Source organism: Peribacillus sp. FSL H8-0477, from assembly GCF_038002765.1.
In the GTDB taxonomy this organism is placed as follows: Bacteria; Bacillota; Bacilli; order Bacillales; family DSM-1321; genus Peribacillus.
On record NZ_JBBODE010000001.1, the window covers coordinates 443778 to 460885 of the forward strand.

19 protein-coding genes are annotated in these 17108 nt (G+C 38.0%); 13 read left to right on the plus strand and 6 right to left on the minus strand.

Annotated features, from left to right (window positions below):
- Positions 1 to 10 precede the first annotated feature (10 nt).
- The 7 genes from MHI18_RS02345 (at position 11) to MHI18_RS02375 (ending at position 5277) form a co-directional block, all read left to right on the plus strand.
- Positions 11 to 1018 carry a FecCD family ABC transporter permease gene (locus tag MHI18_RS02345; protein ID WP_340845812.1) on the plus strand — a complete coding sequence of 336 codons (1008 nt, stop codon included), beginning with the start codon at positions 11 to 13 and terminating at the stop codon, positions 1016 to 1018.
- The gene (locus tag MHI18_RS02350; RefSeq protein WP_340845813.1) at positions 1011 to 2042 is read left to right on the plus strand and encodes a FecCD family ABC transporter permease; all 1032 of its coding nucleotides are present in this window, start codon (positions 1011 to 1013) and stop codon (positions 2040 to 2042) included. Before MHI18_RS02345 ends, MHI18_RS02350 begins: the two co-directional genes overlap by 8 nt.
- Positions 2043 to 2053: 11 nt before the next feature.
- Positions 2054 to 2854, plus strand: coding sequence for an ABC transporter ATP-binding protein (locus MHI18_RS02355; protein ID WP_340845814.1), 801 nt, complete (start codon positions 2054 to 2056; stop codon positions 2852 to 2854).
- Positions 2851 to 3624, plus strand: a complete 774-nt coding sequence (locus MHI18_RS02360) for an alpha/beta hydrolase (protein WP_340845815.1) — start codon at positions 2851 to 2853, stop codon at positions 3622 to 3624. The genes MHI18_RS02355 and MHI18_RS02360 overlap by 4 nt, the downstream gene beginning before the upstream one ends.
- A 104-nt stretch (positions 3625 to 3728) precedes the next feature.
- Positions 3729 to 4274, plus strand: coding sequence for a GNAT family N-acetyltransferase (locus tag MHI18_RS02365; RefSeq protein ID WP_340845816.1), 546 nt, complete (start codon positions 3729 to 3731; stop codon positions 4272 to 4274).
- Positions 4234 to 4749 carry a GNAT family N-acetyltransferase gene (locus MHI18_RS02370; protein WP_340845817.1) on the plus strand — a complete coding sequence of 172 codons (516 nt, stop codon included), beginning with the start codon at positions 4234 to 4236 and terminating at the stop codon, positions 4747 to 4749. Before MHI18_RS02365 ends, MHI18_RS02370 begins: the two co-directional genes overlap by 41 nt.
- Before the next feature lie 15 nt (positions 4750 to 4764).
- Positions 4765 to 5277, plus strand: a complete 513-nt coding sequence (locus MHI18_RS02375) for a DUF6141 family protein (protein ID WP_340845818.1) — start codon at positions 4765 to 4767, stop codon at positions 5275 to 5277.
- A 44-nt stretch (positions 5278 to 5321) separates the two neighbouring features.
- Here the strand turns inward: MHI18_RS02375 and MHI18_RS02380 are convergent, their stop codons facing one another.
- Positions 5322 to 5888 carry a competence protein ComK gene (locus tag MHI18_RS02380; protein WP_340845819.1) on the minus strand — a complete coding sequence of 189 codons (567 nt, stop codon included), beginning with the start codon at positions 5886 to 5888 and terminating at the stop codon, positions 5322 to 5324.
- 416 nt (positions 5889 to 6304) lie between these two features.
- Here MHI18_RS02380 and MHI18_RS02385 point away from each other — a divergent pair, with 416 nt between their 5' ends.
- The gene (locus tag MHI18_RS02385) at positions 6305 to 6877 is read left to right on the plus strand and encodes an undecaprenyl-diphosphatase (protein ID WP_340845820.1); all 573 of its coding nucleotides are present in this window, start codon (positions 6305 to 6307) and stop codon (positions 6875 to 6877) included.
- Between the two features lie 403 nt (positions 6878 to 7280).
- On the opposite strand, the gene MHI18_RS02390 is transcribed toward MHI18_RS02385, so the two are convergent.
- Complete coding sequence (locus MHI18_RS02390) at positions 7281 to 7793, minus strand: DUF3231 family protein (protein ID WP_340845821.1); 513 nt, start codon at positions 7791 to 7793, stop codon at positions 7281 to 7283.
- Positions 7794 to 7977: 184 nt separating this feature from the next.
- On the opposite strand from MHI18_RS02390, the gene MHI18_RS02395 reads away from it, so the two are divergent.
- The 5 genes from MHI18_RS02395 (at position 7978) to MHI18_RS02415 (ending at position 13230) form a co-directional block, all read left to right on the plus strand.
- Entirely contained in the window at positions 7978 to 9498 is a 1521-nt protein-coding gene (locus MHI18_RS02395; protein ID WP_340845822.1) for a spore germination protein, read from the plus strand.
- 18 nt (positions 9499 to 9516) lie between these two features.
- Positions 9517 to 10608: a GerAB/ArcD/ProY family transporter gene (locus tag MHI18_RS02400; RefSeq protein ID WP_340845823.1), complete on the plus strand. Its 1092-nt coding sequence runs from the start codon at positions 9517 to 9519 to the stop codon at positions 10606 to 10608.
- Complete coding sequence (locus MHI18_RS02405) at positions 10605 to 11690, plus strand: Ger(x)C family spore germination protein (RefSeq protein WP_340845824.1); 1086 nt, start codon at positions 10605 to 10607, stop codon at positions 11688 to 11690. The genes MHI18_RS02400 and MHI18_RS02405 overlap by 4 nt, the downstream gene beginning before the upstream one ends.
- Before the next feature lie 338 nt (positions 11691 to 12028).
- A complete protein-coding gene (locus MHI18_RS02410; protein WP_340845825.1) occupies positions 12029 to 12781 on the plus strand; it encodes an SDR family NAD(P)-dependent oxidoreductase in 753 nt (250 codons plus the stop codon).
- Positions 12782 to 12798: 17 nt separating this feature from the next.
- A complete protein-coding gene (locus MHI18_RS02415) occupies positions 12799 to 13230 on the plus strand; it encodes a MarR family winged helix-turn-helix transcriptional regulator (RefSeq protein ID WP_340845826.1) in 432 nt (143 codons plus the stop codon).
- Positions 13231 to 13251: 21 nt separating this feature from the next.
- Here the strand turns inward: MHI18_RS02415 and MHI18_RS02420 are convergent, their stop codons facing one another.
- From MHI18_RS02420 to MHI18_RS02435, 4 genes are all read right to left on the minus strand, one after another.
- Positions 13252 to 13689: a GNAT family N-acetyltransferase gene (locus MHI18_RS02420; RefSeq protein WP_340845827.1), complete on the minus strand. Its 438-nt coding sequence runs from the start codon at positions 13687 to 13689 to the stop codon at positions 13252 to 13254.
- Between the two features lie 66 nt (positions 13690 to 13755).
- Positions 13756 to 14688 (minus strand): aldo/keto reductase, encoded by a 933-nt coding sequence (locus MHI18_RS02425; protein ID WP_340845828.1) that lies wholly within the window; start codon positions 14686 to 14688, stop codon positions 13756 to 13758.
- 755 nt (positions 14689 to 15443) lie between these two features.
- The gene (locus MHI18_RS02430) at positions 15444 to 16265 is read right to left on the minus strand and encodes a methyl-accepting chemotaxis protein (RefSeq protein WP_340845829.1); all 822 of its coding nucleotides are present in this window, start codon (positions 16263 to 16265) and stop codon (positions 15444 to 15446) included.
- Between the two features lie 146 nt (positions 16266 to 16411).
- Positions 16412 to 17050, minus strand: coding sequence for an alpha/beta hydrolase (locus MHI18_RS02435; protein WP_340845830.1), 639 nt, complete (start codon positions 17048 to 17050; stop codon positions 16412 to 16414).
- Positions 17051 to 17108 lie beyond the last annotated feature (58 nt).

A 17108-nucleotide genomic window follows, 5' to 3' on the forward strand; every position in this document is an offset into this window, starting at 1 on the left:
TGTGTTAATCATGAAGAAAACTAGCAGGATACCAGCACTTATATTGGTATCCTCCCCTTTCTTCATTGCTTTAGCTATACTATTATCCATTCTATATGGAGCTAAAGATATTAGTGCTCTTACAGCTTGGCAAGCTTTTACAGCGTTCGATGAAAATAATGTGGATCATCAAATTATCCTCACCTCTCGTCTTCCTCGCGTAGCCGCCGCCTTGCTTGTGGGGTCCTTTTTAGCAGTAGCTGGGGCAATCATGCAGGGGATCACTCGAAACTATTTAGCATCACCCTCTTTAATGGGAGTAAATGACGGGTCGGCATTTGTTATCACAATTGCCCTTGTGTTCTTCCCAAACCTACCAAACTATCAAATGATTATTCTTTCAATGATTGGTTCTGCACTCGGTGCCGGATTTGTTTTTGGATTTGGCTCACTTATTAAAAATGGTTTGTCTCCTGTCCGTCTTGCTATCATCGGAACGGTGATTGGGACATTTTTAAGCAGTATTGCGACAGCGATTGCGATGTACTTTCAAGTCTCTCAAACCGTCAGTGTTTGGTATAATTCAAAAATACATATGGTAGACCCGAACTTGCTTTGGATATCCATTCCATTTGGAGTGACCGGTCTCTTGTTAGCTCTCTTCGCTTCTAAAGCGATCACCATTGCTTCTCTTGGAGAAGATATCGCGATTGGCCTTGGTCTAAAAACGACTTTGATAAAAGGGATCAGTATGCTTGCGGTTGTTTTATTAACAGGTACAGCTGTTGCACTCGTTGGGAAAATCGCCTTTGTCGGACTCGTCATTCCGCATATAACAAAATTCATCGTGGGTGTCGATTATCGATTTGTTATTCCCTGTTCAGCTGTTATTGGTGCGGTATTCTTAGCCGTATGTGACCTGGTAAGCAGATTTATTAATTTTCCGTTCGAAACACCGATTGGGGTTGTAACAGCAATCATTGGGGTTCCCTTCTTCCTCTACTTAATTCGAACTAGAGGAGGCGAAAAACGTGCGTAAACGAACCAATTATCGTTTTCTTTTCACGCTGATCATTCTGATTTCCTTAACGTTTGGCGCCTTTTATCTGCATATCACGAATGGTTCATTCGATATGAGCGTGATGGAAGTAATTAAGACATTTTTACGAATTGATCCGAATGAGAAGTTCGATCTTGTCATTTTTGACTTCCGCTTACCGAGAATTATCTTAGCGATTCTTATCGGAATTGGACTTGGTATTGCAGGGGCTGTTTTACAAGGCGTAACCAAAAATGGCTTAGCCGACCCCGGTATTTTAGGAATTAATGCCGGTGCTGGTACTGCGATTGTCATTTTTATGTTTTTCTTTCAAGTTACCTTAAAATCCGTGAGCATGAGCAGCAATCTCTCCATCATGATGATGCCTTTCTTTGGCTTTGTAGGCGGGACCCTTGCCGCTGCCTTAATCTTTCTCTTTTCTTTCAAAAATCAGCGGATTGATATGCAGCGCTTGATCTTAACAGGTATTGCCATTAATAGCGGATTTGGCGCCCTATCGATGTATTTTTCGCTTAAAATGAATCCGCAGGATTTTGAAATGGCTGCTGTATGGATGGCCGGAAGTATCTATAGTGCAAACTGGATTTATGTTTGGTCCATTCTTCCATGGATTATTCTCTTCAGTTTTATCATCTACAGAAAAGCTTATTTACTCGATTACTTTCAATTAGAAGAAGACAGTATTAAAAGCTTGGGCATAGCCATTGAACGTGAGAAAAAGCTCTTGTTGCTTGCTAGCGTTGGCTTAATTAGTGCCTGTGTCTCTGTTTCTGGGAGCATTGGTTTTATCGGGTTAATGGCGCCCCATATTGCTAGACAGCTTGTCGGTATTCATCATCGGTATGTGATACCTGTAAGCGCAGCAGTCGGTATGCTTCTCCTAGTCTTTTCAGATTTCATTGGAAAGACCGTGTTTGCCCCATCTGAACTTGCTGTTGGGGTCGTCGTCTCTATTATTGGAATTCCCTATTTCTTATTCTTACTAGTCAAATCAAAAAATTAGGAGGCCTCTATATGGTACATGCCTTTCGATTAGAGGGATTAACCTCTGGTTATGATAAATTCAACGTGTTTGAAGATCTTCATGCTTCGATTGCAGAAGGAAAAATAACGACCATTATCGGTCCCAATGGATGCGGAAAGTCGACCTTATTAAAAACAATCGGACGTATCCTGCAGCAAAAGTCTGGAAAAGTCTTTTTACAGGAGCAAGATATAAAGCAGATATCGACAAAGGAAATTGCCCAACGAATGGCGATCTTATCACAGAATCCTGCAGCACCTGCTCAGTTGAAAGTGAAGGAGTTAATTTCGTACGGCCGCTACCCGCATCGTAAAAATGTGAATCGGTTAACAGATAAAGATGAAAATATGATTAGATGGGCGATGGAAGTCACTCATACAGAAACGTACGGTGATCGTGAAATTGACCAGCTGTCCGGCGGTCAAAGACAACGTGTTTGGCTGGCGATGGCCCTTGCACAAGAAACCAATATATTATTATTAGATGAACCTACCACCTATTTAGATATGGCTCATCAATTGGAAGTTTTAGAGATTGTCAAAAAGCTGAATACGATGCATCAGTGTACGGTGGTCATGGTCTTACATGATATCAATCATGCGGCTCGTTTCTCGGATGAACTTATAGCGATGCGTGATGGCAAAATTATTAAATGCGGTACATCGAGAGAGATTTTAACGAAAGAAGTCATGCGAGACGTGTTTCAAATTAACGCTCGGATTATGGAAGACCCAGCTACTAATACACCAGTATGCTTTGGCTACGATAACCTGAAAGGAATTGAATCATGAACCATTCCGCGGTCACTCTTGAAAATTGCGAACAATTTACCTTTCCTTCTGTTTTAGCTGAATACAGCTATGAAATTTGTGTCTCCATACCCAAACAAACGCCACCAGCAGAAGGATTTCCTGTACACTATGTACTCGATGGCAGCTTCTATTTTCAGCATGCCCGTGATGTGGTCAGGCTGCAATCTAGAAATACCCTGAAAACACAGATAGAACCAGCCATTGTCATTGGCATTGGCCATGCAGAAGAAACGATGCATGCACGCCGTTTTTATGATTTTACCGCACCAGCTGAAAGCTACTTCTATCCCGAGCGTCTACACGGCCGCACCCTTGGCCCGCATGGCGGTGCAGTAAGATTTATTGAGTTTATTGAACAAGAATTAAAGCCCTATATTGAATCAAAGTACCCTATTAATACGAGGAAACAAAGCTTATTCGGACACTCACTAAGCGGCTATTTTGCATTATGGGTTTTATTTACGAAGCCGGAATTATTTCAAGTTTATCTAGCATCCAGTCCATCTATTTGGTGGAATAATCATGAACTAACTCAGTATGCTCAAGCGTACTTGGATACTACCCCGGATCAAAAGCGGGTTTTACTCACAGTTGGTGAACACGAAAGGTTCATGGTGGATGATGCAGCAGCACTCTCGCTAGCTTTGAATAATCACCACTATCCCACTGAACTCTACATCGCACCCGATGAAAACCACGCCTCTGTCGTGCCGACCATACTTAGTCGTGCCTTTCGCTTTGCTCAATAATCTCCTTCAAAAGTTCCCTTTCAACGGGAACTTTTTTTGATACAAAATAACTGAAAAATGGTAAAATTATCATATACCTTCAGGAAGCGAGTCGATCACACCGGATGATTATGGAAACGAAACGTTTAAGTCTAAGACCTTTTACGATGGACGATTTATCCTCTCTTCACTCCATTTTTTCGGATCCTGAAACCATGGCCTATTATCCTGCACCTTTTAGTGAGGAACAAACGAAAAGCTGGATTAAACGGAATCTTGAAAGATATCATGTGGATGGATTTGGGTTATGGGGAGTTCTTTTGAAAGAAAACAATCAATTAATCGGTGATTGTGGTCTGGTTAAACAAACCATCGCCGGTAAAACCTACGTCGAAATCGGCTATCATATAAACAAAATTGAATGGTCTAAAGGCTATGCAACGGAAGCGGCGATGAGCTGCATGGATTATGGGTTTAACACTTTAGGCTTAAATAAGCTAATTAGTATTATTGATCCAAAAAATCATCCATCCATTCGAGTGGCAGAGAAAATTGGTTTTACGAAAGAACAGGACCTATTTGTATTTAATAAAATTCATTCAATCTATTCAAGCGATCGGAGTTCAATTAATGGACATCAAAACAAAAAGATTATGGATACGAACCTTTGAAGCGACCGACTGGGAAGCTGTTTATACCTATACGTCTAATCATGACGTAATGGTGTATATTCCTGAAGGGCCCTTCAGTGAAGAAGATGCAAAAGAGTTTGTTCATAAAAACAGCGGTGTTCATGCTAAAAACTTTCCTGTTCTATTACTAGAAGAAAATATCCTCATTGGGCATATGGTCTTTCACCGATATTTTGGTGAACATACCTATGAAATAGGCTGGGTGTTTAATCCTGCTTATCATAAACGAGGATATGCTTCTGAAGCGGCACAAGCTATTTTAGATTTTGGATTCGGAGAAATGAAGGTACATCGGATTATTGCTACCTGCCAGCCTCAGAATACTCCCTCCTATCGGGTGATGGAGAAGATTGGTATGAGGCGAGAAGGTTATTTTAAACAGTGTATCCCAAATGGAAACGACTGGTGGGATGAGTATTATTACGCTATATTGAACGAAGAATGGAAGAACTAATCGGAGGAGATTATGTTGAACAAAAATATCCTATTTCGCGAAGTTCAGCGGCTGCCCTATTTTTGGTTTGTTAATTTTTGTGCGTTATGTTTAGCAGGTGTTTTTTGGTGGGGATTTATACAACAAATTGTTTATGGCCATCCATTTGGAGATAAGCCTATGCCGGATTGGCTGTTTGTTCTCTTTGTCCTTGTAATGGGCATTCTCTTTCCTATTGCCGTATATAAATCGAAATTAATAACCGAAATTCGTGAAGATGGATTATATATTCGCTTAATCCCTTTTCATATTCGTTTTATCCATTTTCCAATCGATTACATACGGAATGTGAAAACGATAACGTATAACTCCCTTCTACGTTTTGGCGGATATGGCATTCGTTATAATTTTCACGGCGAACGTGCGTACAATTTACGCGGCAAAGAAGGCATTGAATTCTACGCTGAAGGAAAAACCATTGTTATCGGCTCACAACAATCTGTTGAACTTGAAAAAGCACTTAAATCAGTGATTTTTACAGATATATAAAACAACAGGTTGTCTTATCATTCGACAGCCTGTTGTTAGTTTAATTAATTTTTCTTTACTGGATCTTCTAGCCGGTATATTTTCGTCTCTGTTTCAGTTGTTTCAATGATGTCGCAGTTTGGGTCAAATAAGAAATTCATTTGCCTGCTCCGAGTTGTGATTGCCCGTAAATGGACTCTAGCAGCGATTCCCATACGATCTTCGACTTGTGCAACACTTAAAGGTATCAAGATCTTATAGCCATAGCTGGTTGAAATAAACGTCTCTTTTGCGGTTAATTTACAATGTTCCCGAATGTGATTGTTCACAATCCAAATCGTATCTTTTTTGGTTGGTCCTCCGAACGGAACTAAGATTAGAATCATTTCAGCATTGAGCACAATTGGAATATGATATTTTTGGCCCACGATGGATTTAGCACCATTGACTGCACCTGGCCGATTTGAAAAGTAGTAGGTTAAGCTGTCATCAATAACCTGTGAAACGGTTTTACGGACTAAAAAGATTTGCTCCCCCTGCCGAACTTTTGTTAATTCGTAAGCGCTTTCATTAAATACCGTTTCAAGACTAATTGTTTCATGAAAAATGATATATTTCGTTTTTATTATCATTTTAGCTTATCCTCCAGTTTCAAATTATAAGTAATGGGGGTATACTGATAATAGCATCGGTAAACACTTGATGCTTTCCTCTCAGGCTATTAGTCATCCCAGACGCCGCCTGAGGGGTGACTTTTTTCCTCTCACATCCTACTCACCTCCTTGCCATGTTTAATTGTATATCTTGGAATAATTATACAAAAACAAAGTGCCATTTGTCCTGCTTAATTTACAAAAAATTCAAATAATTTACATCTTTTCTTCGACATTTCCTGTCGTTAATTGACGATAAAGCAAATATCCCTCCCATTTACTGGTTGAGGGCTTTTTTTTTATTCATATTTTTGATTTTTAGCATCAAAATGTATGGTATACTCACGTCATTGTATGCCCCAATATCCAATGAATACCTTTAGGAGGAACATTTCTTGTCAGTTAATTCTACACTTTTTCAAACCATTAATGATTTAGGAAAAGATTTTCCCTTCATTAATCCATTATTTATTTTTCTAGCCGATTATATGTTATATTTTCTTGCACTCTTTTTATTAATTTTTTGGTTCACACGGATTTACCATAATCGTTTGATGGTGATACAAGCTCTTCTTGCCTTTATTCTCGCTGAAATTTTCGGAAAAATGGTTAGTACCCTACATAGCAACTATCAACCCTTTGTGGAAATGAAGGATGTTAACTTATTAATCGTCAAAGAAGTCAATAATTCTTTCCCTAGTGATCATACGATTGTATTTTTCTCTATCTGTGTATCCTTTGCACTCATGCGGAAGAATCAATGGTTTATCTGGCTGCCGCTTGCAGGACTTGTGGGTCTTTCACGAATTTGGGTGGGTGTTCATTATCCTGCTGATGTTGCTGTTGGAGCTTTGCTTGCCACCCTTGCTGCCTTAATCATGTACCGGATTACTCCACACTTGCGTCTAGTCCGTCTATCGCTAGAAAAATGCAGCCAATTCGAGAACAAAGTATTCCGAAATCAATAACTAACAGGCTGTAGACAAACTCAGGTAGGATTTTTAAAATCGAGATGTTGATTTCCATTCCAGGCGCTTCGCTTTCCGCGGGCGGGCGGTGAGCCTCCTCGTTGCTTACGCTCCTGCGGGGTCTCACCTGTCCCGCTATTCCCGCAGGAGTCTTCACGCCTTCCACTTCAATCAACTGACTTTCTAAACTTAAAAGTAAAAAGCCTATTTATAATAAATATAGAATTTCGAGGTGATAAGGAGTATTCTGGAAAACCATCTTGAAATGGTAACAATAGACCAGCTTGTTTCCGCAGGTCTATTTGATTCAAAAAATACAAAAGAGGTTCAGAATGAAACCACTCCAAACCACTTTGTCTACAAACTAACAGGCACATGCATCTGCATGTGCCTGTTTTCATCCTTATTCTTTAACCGGTCTTTGGACATGAAGCGGAGGCGGAATCAGCCATCCATTTTCCTTATTTAACTTCAATAGTTTTGCCCCTAATTGAGCTTTGTCCATGTGAAACTGTCCATACATCATACCAATATCTTCACGAATACACTGTCCCATTACCTGGCTGCAGGCTACTAAGCCCGCAGCCGCATCCATTGAAAGAGCTGCACTGATTTCTTGATCAGTAAATCTCGCTCCAACGGGGATGTCTTCTAGGTTAGCAGCTGGACGTTCCGGCGAAGCCGGCGGAAGAGCAACACCGTTTTCTTTTAATAATTCTTCAAGTTTCTTGTTTTCAGCTTTCATTCCTTCAATGGCTTCTTGGATTAATTTCTTAAGACTCGTATCACCAGCATGATTAAAGAAAGCTTGGTAAGCAGCTATGAGCCCATTGTTGGTAATAAGGTGTGTCCACGTCCCAAATACTTCACCATAATGCATAGGTTCATCTTGAGGGTTACCACTTAATATTCCCATGATCGCACTCCTTATCTGATTTAACGTCATGATTCTACTCCTTAGAAGGACAAGCATATACAAGGACTAGTATGTGTTGAACAGTGAAGAGTATTCATCTTTCATTTTCTCGAAATGGAACGACTAATCTATAAATAAATTGCAGATGATAGGTTTATATACTTGAGACCTTGAGGTGACAGAATTGTTTAGTAACAGGAAAAAATTCAAAAAAAACAGTAACAAACCTATTACCGAATTAACTACATATGACACGACAAAAGATTTATTTACTACCCTTTCTGCATCTAGTGATTTCTTAAATTATCAGGAAACGAATAGTGGGATAGGTTATTGGGTTTCTTTTTATCGTTCTTTAATTGATACACAGGAACTTCATAAAAGTGTGTTATCTGTCCTGCCAACGCTACAAACGATTAATTTGGAAGAAATCAAGAAAAATATCCCGATCGAAAATATGCTCATCACCAGTACCCCGAAAGAAATTAAAGAACGAATGATGAAGGGCGACATTTCGATTCGTTTGGACACGAATCTTGAGGAATGCCTGCTAATCGGTATCCCCTCCCAACAAGGAAGGCAAGTGGATAAACCAGAACTTGAATTTGGAATCATTAGCCCTCAGGAAGCCTTTGTCGAAGACATTGATATTAATTTAAATCTAGTCAGAAAAAGGCTGCCGATCCCGGAGTTACGAGTGACTGAATTGACGGTTGGATCACTATCTAAAACAAAAGTGGCGGTTTTATCAATTGAAGGTATTGTCGATCAGAGTAATCTGAATACGGTTATACAACGAATCAACGATATCAATTTTGACGAAATTCTTGATGGTTCTCACCTCGCGCAAATGCTCTATGATAATTCAAATACCCTTTTTCCCCTTTTTCTCAATACAGAAAGACCTGACCGTATCTCAAGTGCATTGGCTGAAGGCAAAGTCGTCATGATTATAGACAGATCCTCAGCTGCTCTAATCGCTCCAACTATTTTATTAGAATATTTCTCAACCATGGAAGATTACGATATGCCTTGGATACCTGCTTCAGCATTCCGTTTAATCCGATTGTTCGCCGTTACTTTTTCTATATTTGCTACCCCTATTTATGTAGCCGTACTTACCTACCATTATGAATTAATTCCAAAAGATCTTTTAGAAACGATTGTCGCTTCCAGAAACTTAATTCCCTTTCAGCCATTAATTGAGGCCTTGTTCTTGGAGATATCAATTGAACTATTAAGGGAAGCAGCTGCCAGACTGCCAACGAAAGTAGGGCAAACGTTAGGTATTGTTGGTGGTATTGTTATCGGACAGGCAGCGGTGGTAGCAGGTCTAACCAGTAATATATTATTAATTATCGTCGCCCTTTCCGCACTATCATCATTTGTTACACCCATTTATAAAATGGGAAATACGATTCGTTTATTGCGGTTCCCTTTTTTAATTGGAGCCCAAGTATGGGGACTGCTCGGCATTTCCATATCGGCCATCTTTTTGTTAACACATCTGATTAAATTAACATCGATGGGCCAGCCTTACCTTGCCCCCATCTACCCATTTCAGTTAAAAGATTGGCGAGACAGCGTCATTCGGCTTCCCTTTGATCTGTTTAAATCACGGCCAAAACATTTACGCACTCAGAATACAGAAAGACAACCTAAGAAAGAAAAATCACCCATTAAAAAGAATGATTTTAATGATTGATTTTAAAAGAGGTCCTCTATGAATCAAGCAACGGTTAATGAAAAATACCAAGTATCGCCATTCTATGTTTTCTTTATTGTGCATTCCATGCAAACAGGAGTTGGCGTATTAAATTTTCAACGACTTTTATCCAAGTCAACGGGAACGGATGGCTGGATTTCCATCCTCCTAGCGGGCTTGATTGTTCATTTACTTATCTGGATTATCTATAAGATTTTCAGTATTGTACCCGGTGATATCATTTACGTGAATCATCAAGCATTTGGTAAAGTGATTGGGAATTTTTTTAATATCGTCATCATTCTTTACTTTTTAATTCTGGGACTGATTGTCATGATCAGCTATATCAATGTTATCCATTTGTGGTTGTTTGATGAGGTAGGTTCGTGGGCTTTTGCCTTGGTTTTTCTAATTCTGATTTATTATATCCTTACAGGGGGCTTCCGGACGATTACAGGCATTGCCTTTTTAAGTGTCATGTTATCATTTTGGCTTACCTTCATTCTTTTCTATGCCATGAGGTACTCAGAATTCACGAATTTGCTCCCTCTTTTTGATCACCATATCCTAGAAATAATCAAAGGACTGAAAGATACTTCGTTAACGATGATTGGCTTTGAGGTGATTTTGATGTTTTATCCGTTCATTAAACATGCTAAGACATCACAAAAGTTCGCGCATGGAGGAGCACTGACCACGACACTATTAACCCTATTTATCTATATCATTTCTCTCATTTTTTATTCACAGAAACAGTTGGAACTTACGATTTGGCCCACACTCACTATGACCAGCGTGATCCAATTACCCTTTATTCAAAGATTTGAATACATAACTGTTTCTTGGTGGGCCCTTGTTATAATCCCTAATCTGAGCCTCTCATTATGGGCAGCGAGCAGAGGATTAAAACTTTTATTAAATGTAAAACAAAAGTATCCCTTTTGGGTACTATCTATCTTTATTCTCTTTATCAACATTGCTTTTTTTGATGTCGATTCCCTTTATGTATTGAATAAATTGATCAACCCGTACTATGTACTATTCTTTGTTGTTTACCTGCCTTTTCTTTTGATTTTCATCTATTTAAAGAAAAAGAGGAACTTATTATGAAGAATTTACTCACGATGATATTGATTATCTTCTTTCTTTCTGGTTGTGCACAACCTCGAGTGGTTGACGAAGTGAACATGTCCCAAGCGATCGGCTATGATTTAACTAAAGACAATAGGGTTGAAGGGATATTTGTTATTCCCATTTTTCAACAAGAAAAGATGGGGAAATATCAAATCTTAACAGGCAAATCTTCGGCGACAAGTGATGTTCAATCTGTCGTATCCAAAAAAGCCGATAAACCGGTTGTTCTTGGTCAGACCAGGATTATCTTATTTAGTGAAGAGGTCGTACACAAAATAGGCATAACAGAATTGACAGATTTTCTCTATCGTGAACCCCAGCTTGGGAACAGGGTATATTTGACTGTCGTCGAAGGCTCCGTTAAAGACGTCCTAAAAACAAAACCTCCAAATAAAAATGTGAATATCGGCATTTTTTTATCTGATTTAATTCATCAACAAATTGTAAACTGGAACGGACCAGATACTAACCTCCACCTATTTTTAGGGAATTCTTTAGAAAGCGGAGGGGATGCCTATCTTCCTATATTTAAGAAAAAGAACAAAGACATTGTTGTTTCTGGAGTGGCTCTATTTCATGAAAATAAATTAGTTAGTAAGGTGAGTTCCCGTGATATGTTTATTTTTAAAACATTAGTACAATCTCATAAGCGAGGGTTATACAAATTCAAATTAAAGAACAAAAAGCAAAGTAAGGTTGTGGTGGAAAGTATCCGAAGTCGCTCTAATTATGACGTTTCTGGTTCAAAGGAAGAGCCCTCCATCCATGTTAAGCTCGTTATTAAAGGACAAATTAAAGAAACATTGGTTAATAAAACACTTACGAATAGAAAATTGATCAGCAAAATTGAACGGGATTTAGAAGATGACATAACCAAACAAGCAACACGGCTTATTAACGAGTTTCAAAAAAAAGATATCGATCCCCTTAGTTTAAAGAAAAAGTATCATGCAAAAAATAAAGATACCACCTACAACGATTGGAAAAAAGTTTATCCTAAAATGGACATTTCAGTTGAAACCGAAGTGCATATTCTCCAAACGGGAACTTCAGAATAAGCAAAACCGGTGGTTCCTATAGGAACCACCGGTTTTTAGATATCTTTCCACCTGCACAAAGCCAGTGAATAATTTGCCACTCTTCACGACAAATAGCACATTAGTGAAACCATATTATTAGGGGGGCTCGTACGCAATAAGTGTTTTTGCCGTAACGGCATACTGTTTTCGCCACATCGTTTTTCACTAATGCAGATGGAAAAAGTGTACCCTTTGTCCATCTGCATTAACATCTACTCCCTTTACTCAATTAGTTTAATGAAAAATAGTTTAACGCTAAACTATTTTGTGTTAAACTATCTTACGTTAAACTAATTACTTATTAAGGGGATGAACATATGAAATTACAAGATAAAGTTGTCATTATTACTGGCGGGGCTGGCGGTATCGGCGGCGGCATGGCAAAAGCAATGGTTAAAGAAGGCGCAATTGTTGTCATTGTAGACGTGAATGAACAACTAGGCAAAGAGATGGAGAAACAATTACATGAATTCTCTCCGGAATCCATGTTTATTCAAGCTGATTTAACCGATCATGCGAATTTAAAAAATATTGTAGAAGAAACTGTGAAGAAATATGGCAGACTAAATGTATTAGTTAATAATGCACATGCTTCTCGTCAAACCATGTTTGCAGACACGCCTAAAGAAGAATTAGATTTATCGTTCAATACAGGCTTTTATCCAACTTGGTATTTAATGCAAGCTGCTTATCCTTATTTAAAGGAATCCAAAGGGAATGTTATTAACTTTGCATCCGGCGCTGGGATTAATGGACATGAAACACAAGCTGCCTATGCTGCAGCGAAAGAAGCCATTCGTGGTATTTCACGCGTAACAGCGAACGAATGGGGCCGTGATGGCATCAATGTGAATATCATTAGTCCTGTGGCTGATTCACCTGGTGTTCGTGCATGGGCAGAAGCACAGCCGGAATATTATCAAGCAGTCCTTTCTAAAATTCCTTTAGGTCGTTTTGGACATGTGGAAGAAGACATTGGCCGTGTAGCCGTCTTTTTAGCAAGCGAAGATTCTAAGTACATTACCGGACAAACCATTATGGTTGATGGAGGTACTACCCAACTACGTTAATATTCAGGAGAGAGAGTATGGAAAAAATTGATATCTTTCAGCTAATTAATGCCACAGAACAATTATGCAACTTGAATATCATTCAATTTTCTCAGAAATTTTCTTATCCTTTAGGCATATCACCAATCCTTGTACTGGCTGAATTGAAAAATAAAGGCCCCCGCAAGCAAAGTGAATTGGCAGAGGTTGTCGGTCATACTAAAGGAGCTATTACGAATATTTCCAATAAGCTTGTGAAATTAGCACTAGTAGAACGACTACAGGAAGAAGAAGATCGGCGTACCGTCCGACTAGAAATTACAGATAAAGGCGTGTCTGCCTTACAGGAAGCACAAAAAATAGGCAATGAAATTTACATTGACCTGTTTGATTCCTTTTCAGAATCTGAACTAAATGAGTATTTACGCTTACAATATAAATTAATTGAACACAGCCAGAAGCAAAAGTAAGGCTTTTCTCCTCTACTAGCATTAGAGGAGATTTTTTTTGAATCTAGATTTAAAATAGATAAGTTCCGGGTCTCCTTCGTCTAAATTTTCTACGATTCCACTTTGAATAAAGCCATTTTCAGTAAATACATCCTGCATCTGAGCATTGGAATGATTTGTTGAAGAAAACACTTTGTCTGTCGGCGATATCTTCATCATAAAATCCAACATCTTGCTTGCATATCCTTTTCTTCTTTTTGAAGGGGATACCATTATTAGGGAGATAAATGAACATTCGAAGAAATGCGTATCGTAAAGTAAAAACCCTACTATTTCATCTCCTTCTCTCGCACTGATACATCCCCCTGATTCAATGGCTCTCTCTATATAACTTCGTCTGCTTGTGTCACCCATCACTTCGCTGTCTATGTACATGATTTCGTCTAAATCTTGCATAGAAGCCTGAATAATGTTTGTCATCTTCCCTCCCCCTTTTTATAAAAAAACGCATGAAACTGTCAGTTCCATGCGTAAAGTAATCATTGTTTATTTGAAGATTTCATCAATCGCTTGAATATCTTCAGCATCTAACTGAACATCTAGTGTTTTTAGATTACTTTGCACTTGACCAGCACGTTTCGCTCCAGGAATAATGACATCAATTCCATCTTGTTCTAGATACCATGCTAAAACAACATTTGCCACTTCCGCACCTTTTGTCTCCGCAATGGTTCGTACTTGATCAACTTTGGCGAGATTCTCTGCAAATGCTTCCCCTTGGAAATGTGGTAGTCCAGCACGAAAATCTTGAAAGGTATCATCTTTTGAATACTTCCCTGCTAGTAAGCCTGAAGCTAGCGGGAAATAGGGAATAAACGAAATGCGTTGTTCTCGTGTGTACGGTAAATAGATTTGTTCGGCACCACGATTTAATAAATTATAATGGCCTTGAAATACGTCGACATATCCATCTTTATTCGCTTCTTTTAATTGATCCGGAGAGAAGTTTGAAAGGCCAATGGCACGGATTTTCCCGGCATCTTTCAACTCTTTTAAGACACCCACTGCCTCATCTTTAGGTGTGCTTTCATCAGGATAATGAATATACAGCAGATCAATATAATCCGTTTGCAAACGTTGCAGAGCCTTATCTACTTCATCACGTAAAAAGCCAGCAGAATTGTCCATAACCACATTTCCATCAACAAATTTTGGTCCGACTTTTGTAGCTAGGACCACATCTTGACGACGGCCTAGTTCTTTTACCACTTCACCAATCAACTCTTCAGAACGACCCATTCCATACATGAAAGCTGTATCCAGCAAGGTAACACCGGATTCAATCGCTGTGCGTACTAACTCCTTTCCTGCTTCTTCGTCTAAGTTTGGATATAAATTATGCCCGCCTACTGCGTTTGTTCCGACTCCGATTGGATTCACAAATACATCGGATGAACCAAGTTGAACCTTATTTATCATCTTCGATCCCAGCCTTTTTAATTTAATGTGTTCACGTAGTGCAAAGCGAACTTTTTCCTGCTCAACGTTTCTATCCTATTGCTGTTATTGGTGTTTATTCCTTTTTATGAAACTGGTATATGAAAATCCAACTAGTCGGAATATTATGTATTATTGAATAGTTTATCATATACACTTTAAATAAAAAACTATCCACTCCTTTTTCCAAAGCTACTTCTATTAAATCGTTTTCTGGAATTTTGTAACATACTATTTAACCGTAGGAGAGCGATTGTTTGTGTGATTGAAATTACGTGTTAAAAGAACGCGAAAAGCCATTCAAGATGACTTATTTGAGTTATTAATTCAAAAATAAAACACCGTACTGAACAATGTTTTAGGGGAGATATCCTATATGGTCTATCGTCTATTGCTTTCTTCGTTTAAACCCAATTTAGGGTATTGAATAATAAAGATATTTAGAGGTAAGTTAATTTTAATAAATCTATATTAAACAAAGAAATGATAAATATCCATTTCTCGTTGTATGACTATCCATAGCCCCTGTGTTCTGACAATCAATCCAATAATAAGTACACTTTACCTTGCCATAAAGATTCATTAGTTAGGATAGACGTTGTTAATATTAAAAATCCTAATAGAATAGGAGTTAAACAATGTCGAAACCAGGAGAAATCCAAAACAATCATCGAATTAAACGTCATAAAGATCAAGGCGAATATCGGTTAAAAAAAGCATTATGAGAGCTCTCCCCTTTAATGTGTAACCCCTTCAAATTTTTCAATTGTTCTATTAAATTCTAATTGTGTTTCTTTAATTATTTGTTGCAGATCATCGGTTGTTTTGCTGACCTTATTCACTTCTCTTTTAATATTTTCAACATTCGAATATACATTCTTAATTGCATCATCAACACGACCAGATAATCTCCTAACTTCGTCCGCTACCACTTTAAATCCTCTTCCTTGTTCGCCTACCCGAGCTGCTTCAATGGCTGCATTTAATGCCAATACATTGGTTTGAGAAGAAATAGTATGTATGATTTTAGAGACTTCACTAATTAAATCAATTTGTTTTTTTAGTGATTCAACCGCTTGTATTCTTTCATTTGAGTTTTCTACTACGATATTAACTAATTTCTCTGGCATGTCCTTTAATTGAGAAATAACTTTGGTCGTATTGTTTTCCCGATCTGTTATATCCGTGACAATCTTCAGAACATCCTCTACTGTACCTTCTTCATTTAGAATCGGAATATAGGTAGCCTCAAGCCAAAATAAATCCCCTGATTTACCCACCCTTTGAATTTTCTCTTGAAACTTCGTCCCTTTTGCGAGATTGTCCCATAACTTTTCATATTCCCTGCTGTTGCTGAACTCTACCGTACAAAATTGCTTATGATGCATATGTTTCATCTCATTTACTGTATAGCCTAATGTCTTGGCAAAATTTTCATTTACCCAAATGACTTCTCTATTCAAATTAAATTCAATCATGGCTAAATTCAACTCTAATGCAGCTAAAACAGATGATTCATCTAATACTTGAGTACTACTATAATTCAAAGAACTAATCATGTAAAAAACTCCCTTTAGTAAGACTAGTTTTCATTTTATTATAAAATGAATCTTTTTATCCACATTAAACTGTTTTTCAAAAGTTCATAGTTAACAAAAATGAAACATAGCCCCCAATTAATCAAAGGGTATATCGAGTATATTTGTTAAAATTGTTCAATGTCGTTTATCACATTTTTCAATATGTTAATAGATTCCACTGCGTTTTCGACATACTCTAAACTATGATTAACATTAGGAATTAACTTCGACGTAATATTTGAGTTTGCTGCTACTTTCACGTATCTTTCTTCGGAGTAACATGGATCCTTGTCGCCCATTATACTTAATCCCTTATTTTCGCTTGTAACCATTGCATGTAAAACATCTTCTCTTTGAATTAATGGTGTTAACCAAATAGCTTTAGCGTTTTTAAACGTTTCTCTAGTTAACTCTGAACTCATAGCGATCGTTCCAATTGATTTCCCAATCAAATAGAAATTTTTATATGTTTTATTAGTTAAAACAAAATCAATAACATTTTTTACATCTGCTTTAATTACCTCACTTATATCATGAAACCCATCATATGCTTTGTTAGTGTATTGATAATTCACGTGCAAAACATCAAAGGATTTATTGATAAATACACCGGTCGAGTAATGAAGAAGAGGAGCTTGCGAAGTATAGCCCATCCCTGGAAGAATAATCGCTAAGTTTTTCGAACTACTTTCCTTACTAAGCATTGTAAATGGAATATCAAGATCTTTGTACCCCTTAACGGTTTTCGACTCACTCTTAAACATATAATATCCTCCGTTCTCCAACTTGAGATTTTCCTTTTTTATTTGTTGGAAAGATTCC

Excerpts from the sequence above, each read along its gene's own strand:
- MHI18_RS02380 (WP_340845819.1), bottom strand. The coding sequence starts at position 5,888 with ATGATAATAAAAACGAAATATATCATTTTTCATGAAACAATTAGTCTT.
- MHI18_RS02430 (WP_340845829.1), bottom strand. The coding sequence starts at position 16,265 with ATGATTAGTTCTTTGAATTATAGTAGTACTCAAGTATTAGATGAATCA.
- MHI18_RS02400 (WP_340845823.1), top strand. The coding sequence starts at position 9,517 with ATGAATCAAGCAACGGTTAATGAAAAATACCAAGTATCGCCATTCTAT.
- MHI18_RS02390 (WP_340845821.1), bottom strand. The coding sequence starts at position 7,793 with ATGGGAATATTAAGTGGTAACCCTCAAGATGAACCTATGCATTATGGT.
- MHI18_RS02410 (WP_340845825.1), top strand. The coding sequence starts at position 12,029 with ATGAAATTACAAGATAAAGTTGTCATTATTACTGGCGGGGCTGGCGGT.
- MHI18_RS02365 (WP_340845816.1), top strand. The coding sequence starts at position 3,729 with ATGATTATGGAAACGAAACGTTTAAGTCTAAGACCTTTTACGATGGAC.
- MHI18_RS02420 (WP_340845827.1), bottom strand. The coding sequence starts at position 13,689 with ATGACAAACATTATTCAGGCTTCTATGCAAGATTTAGACGAAATCATG.
- MHI18_RS02415 (WP_340845826.1), top strand. The coding sequence starts at position 12,799 with ATGGAAAAAATTGATATCTTTCAGCTAATTAATGCCACAGAACAATTA.
- MHI18_RS02355 (WP_340845814.1), top strand. The coding sequence starts at position 2,054 with ATGGTACATGCCTTTCGATTAGAGGGATTAACCTCTGGTTATGATAAA.
- MHI18_RS02360 (WP_340845815.1), top strand. The coding sequence starts at position 2,851 with ATGAACCATTCCGCGGTCACTCTTGAAAATTGCGAACAATTTACCTTT.
- MHI18_RS02405 (WP_340845824.1), top strand. The coding sequence starts at position 10,605 with ATGAAGAATTTACTCACGATGATATTGATTATCTTCTTTCTTTCTGGT.
- MHI18_RS02425 (WP_340845828.1), bottom strand. The coding sequence starts at position 14,688 with ATGATAAATAAGGTTCAACTTGGTTCATCCGATGTATTTGTGAATCCA.
- MHI18_RS02435 (WP_340845830.1), bottom strand. The coding sequence starts at position 17,050 with ATGTTTAAGAGTGAGTCGAAAACCGTTAAGGGGTACAAAGATCTTGAT.
- MHI18_RS02345 (WP_340845812.1), top strand. The coding sequence starts at position 11 with ATGAAGAAAACTAGCAGGATACCAGCACTTATATTGGTATCCTCCCCT.
- MHI18_RS02370 (WP_340845817.1), top strand. The coding sequence starts at position 4,234 with ATGGACATCAAAACAAAAAGATTATGGATACGAACCTTTGAAGCGACC.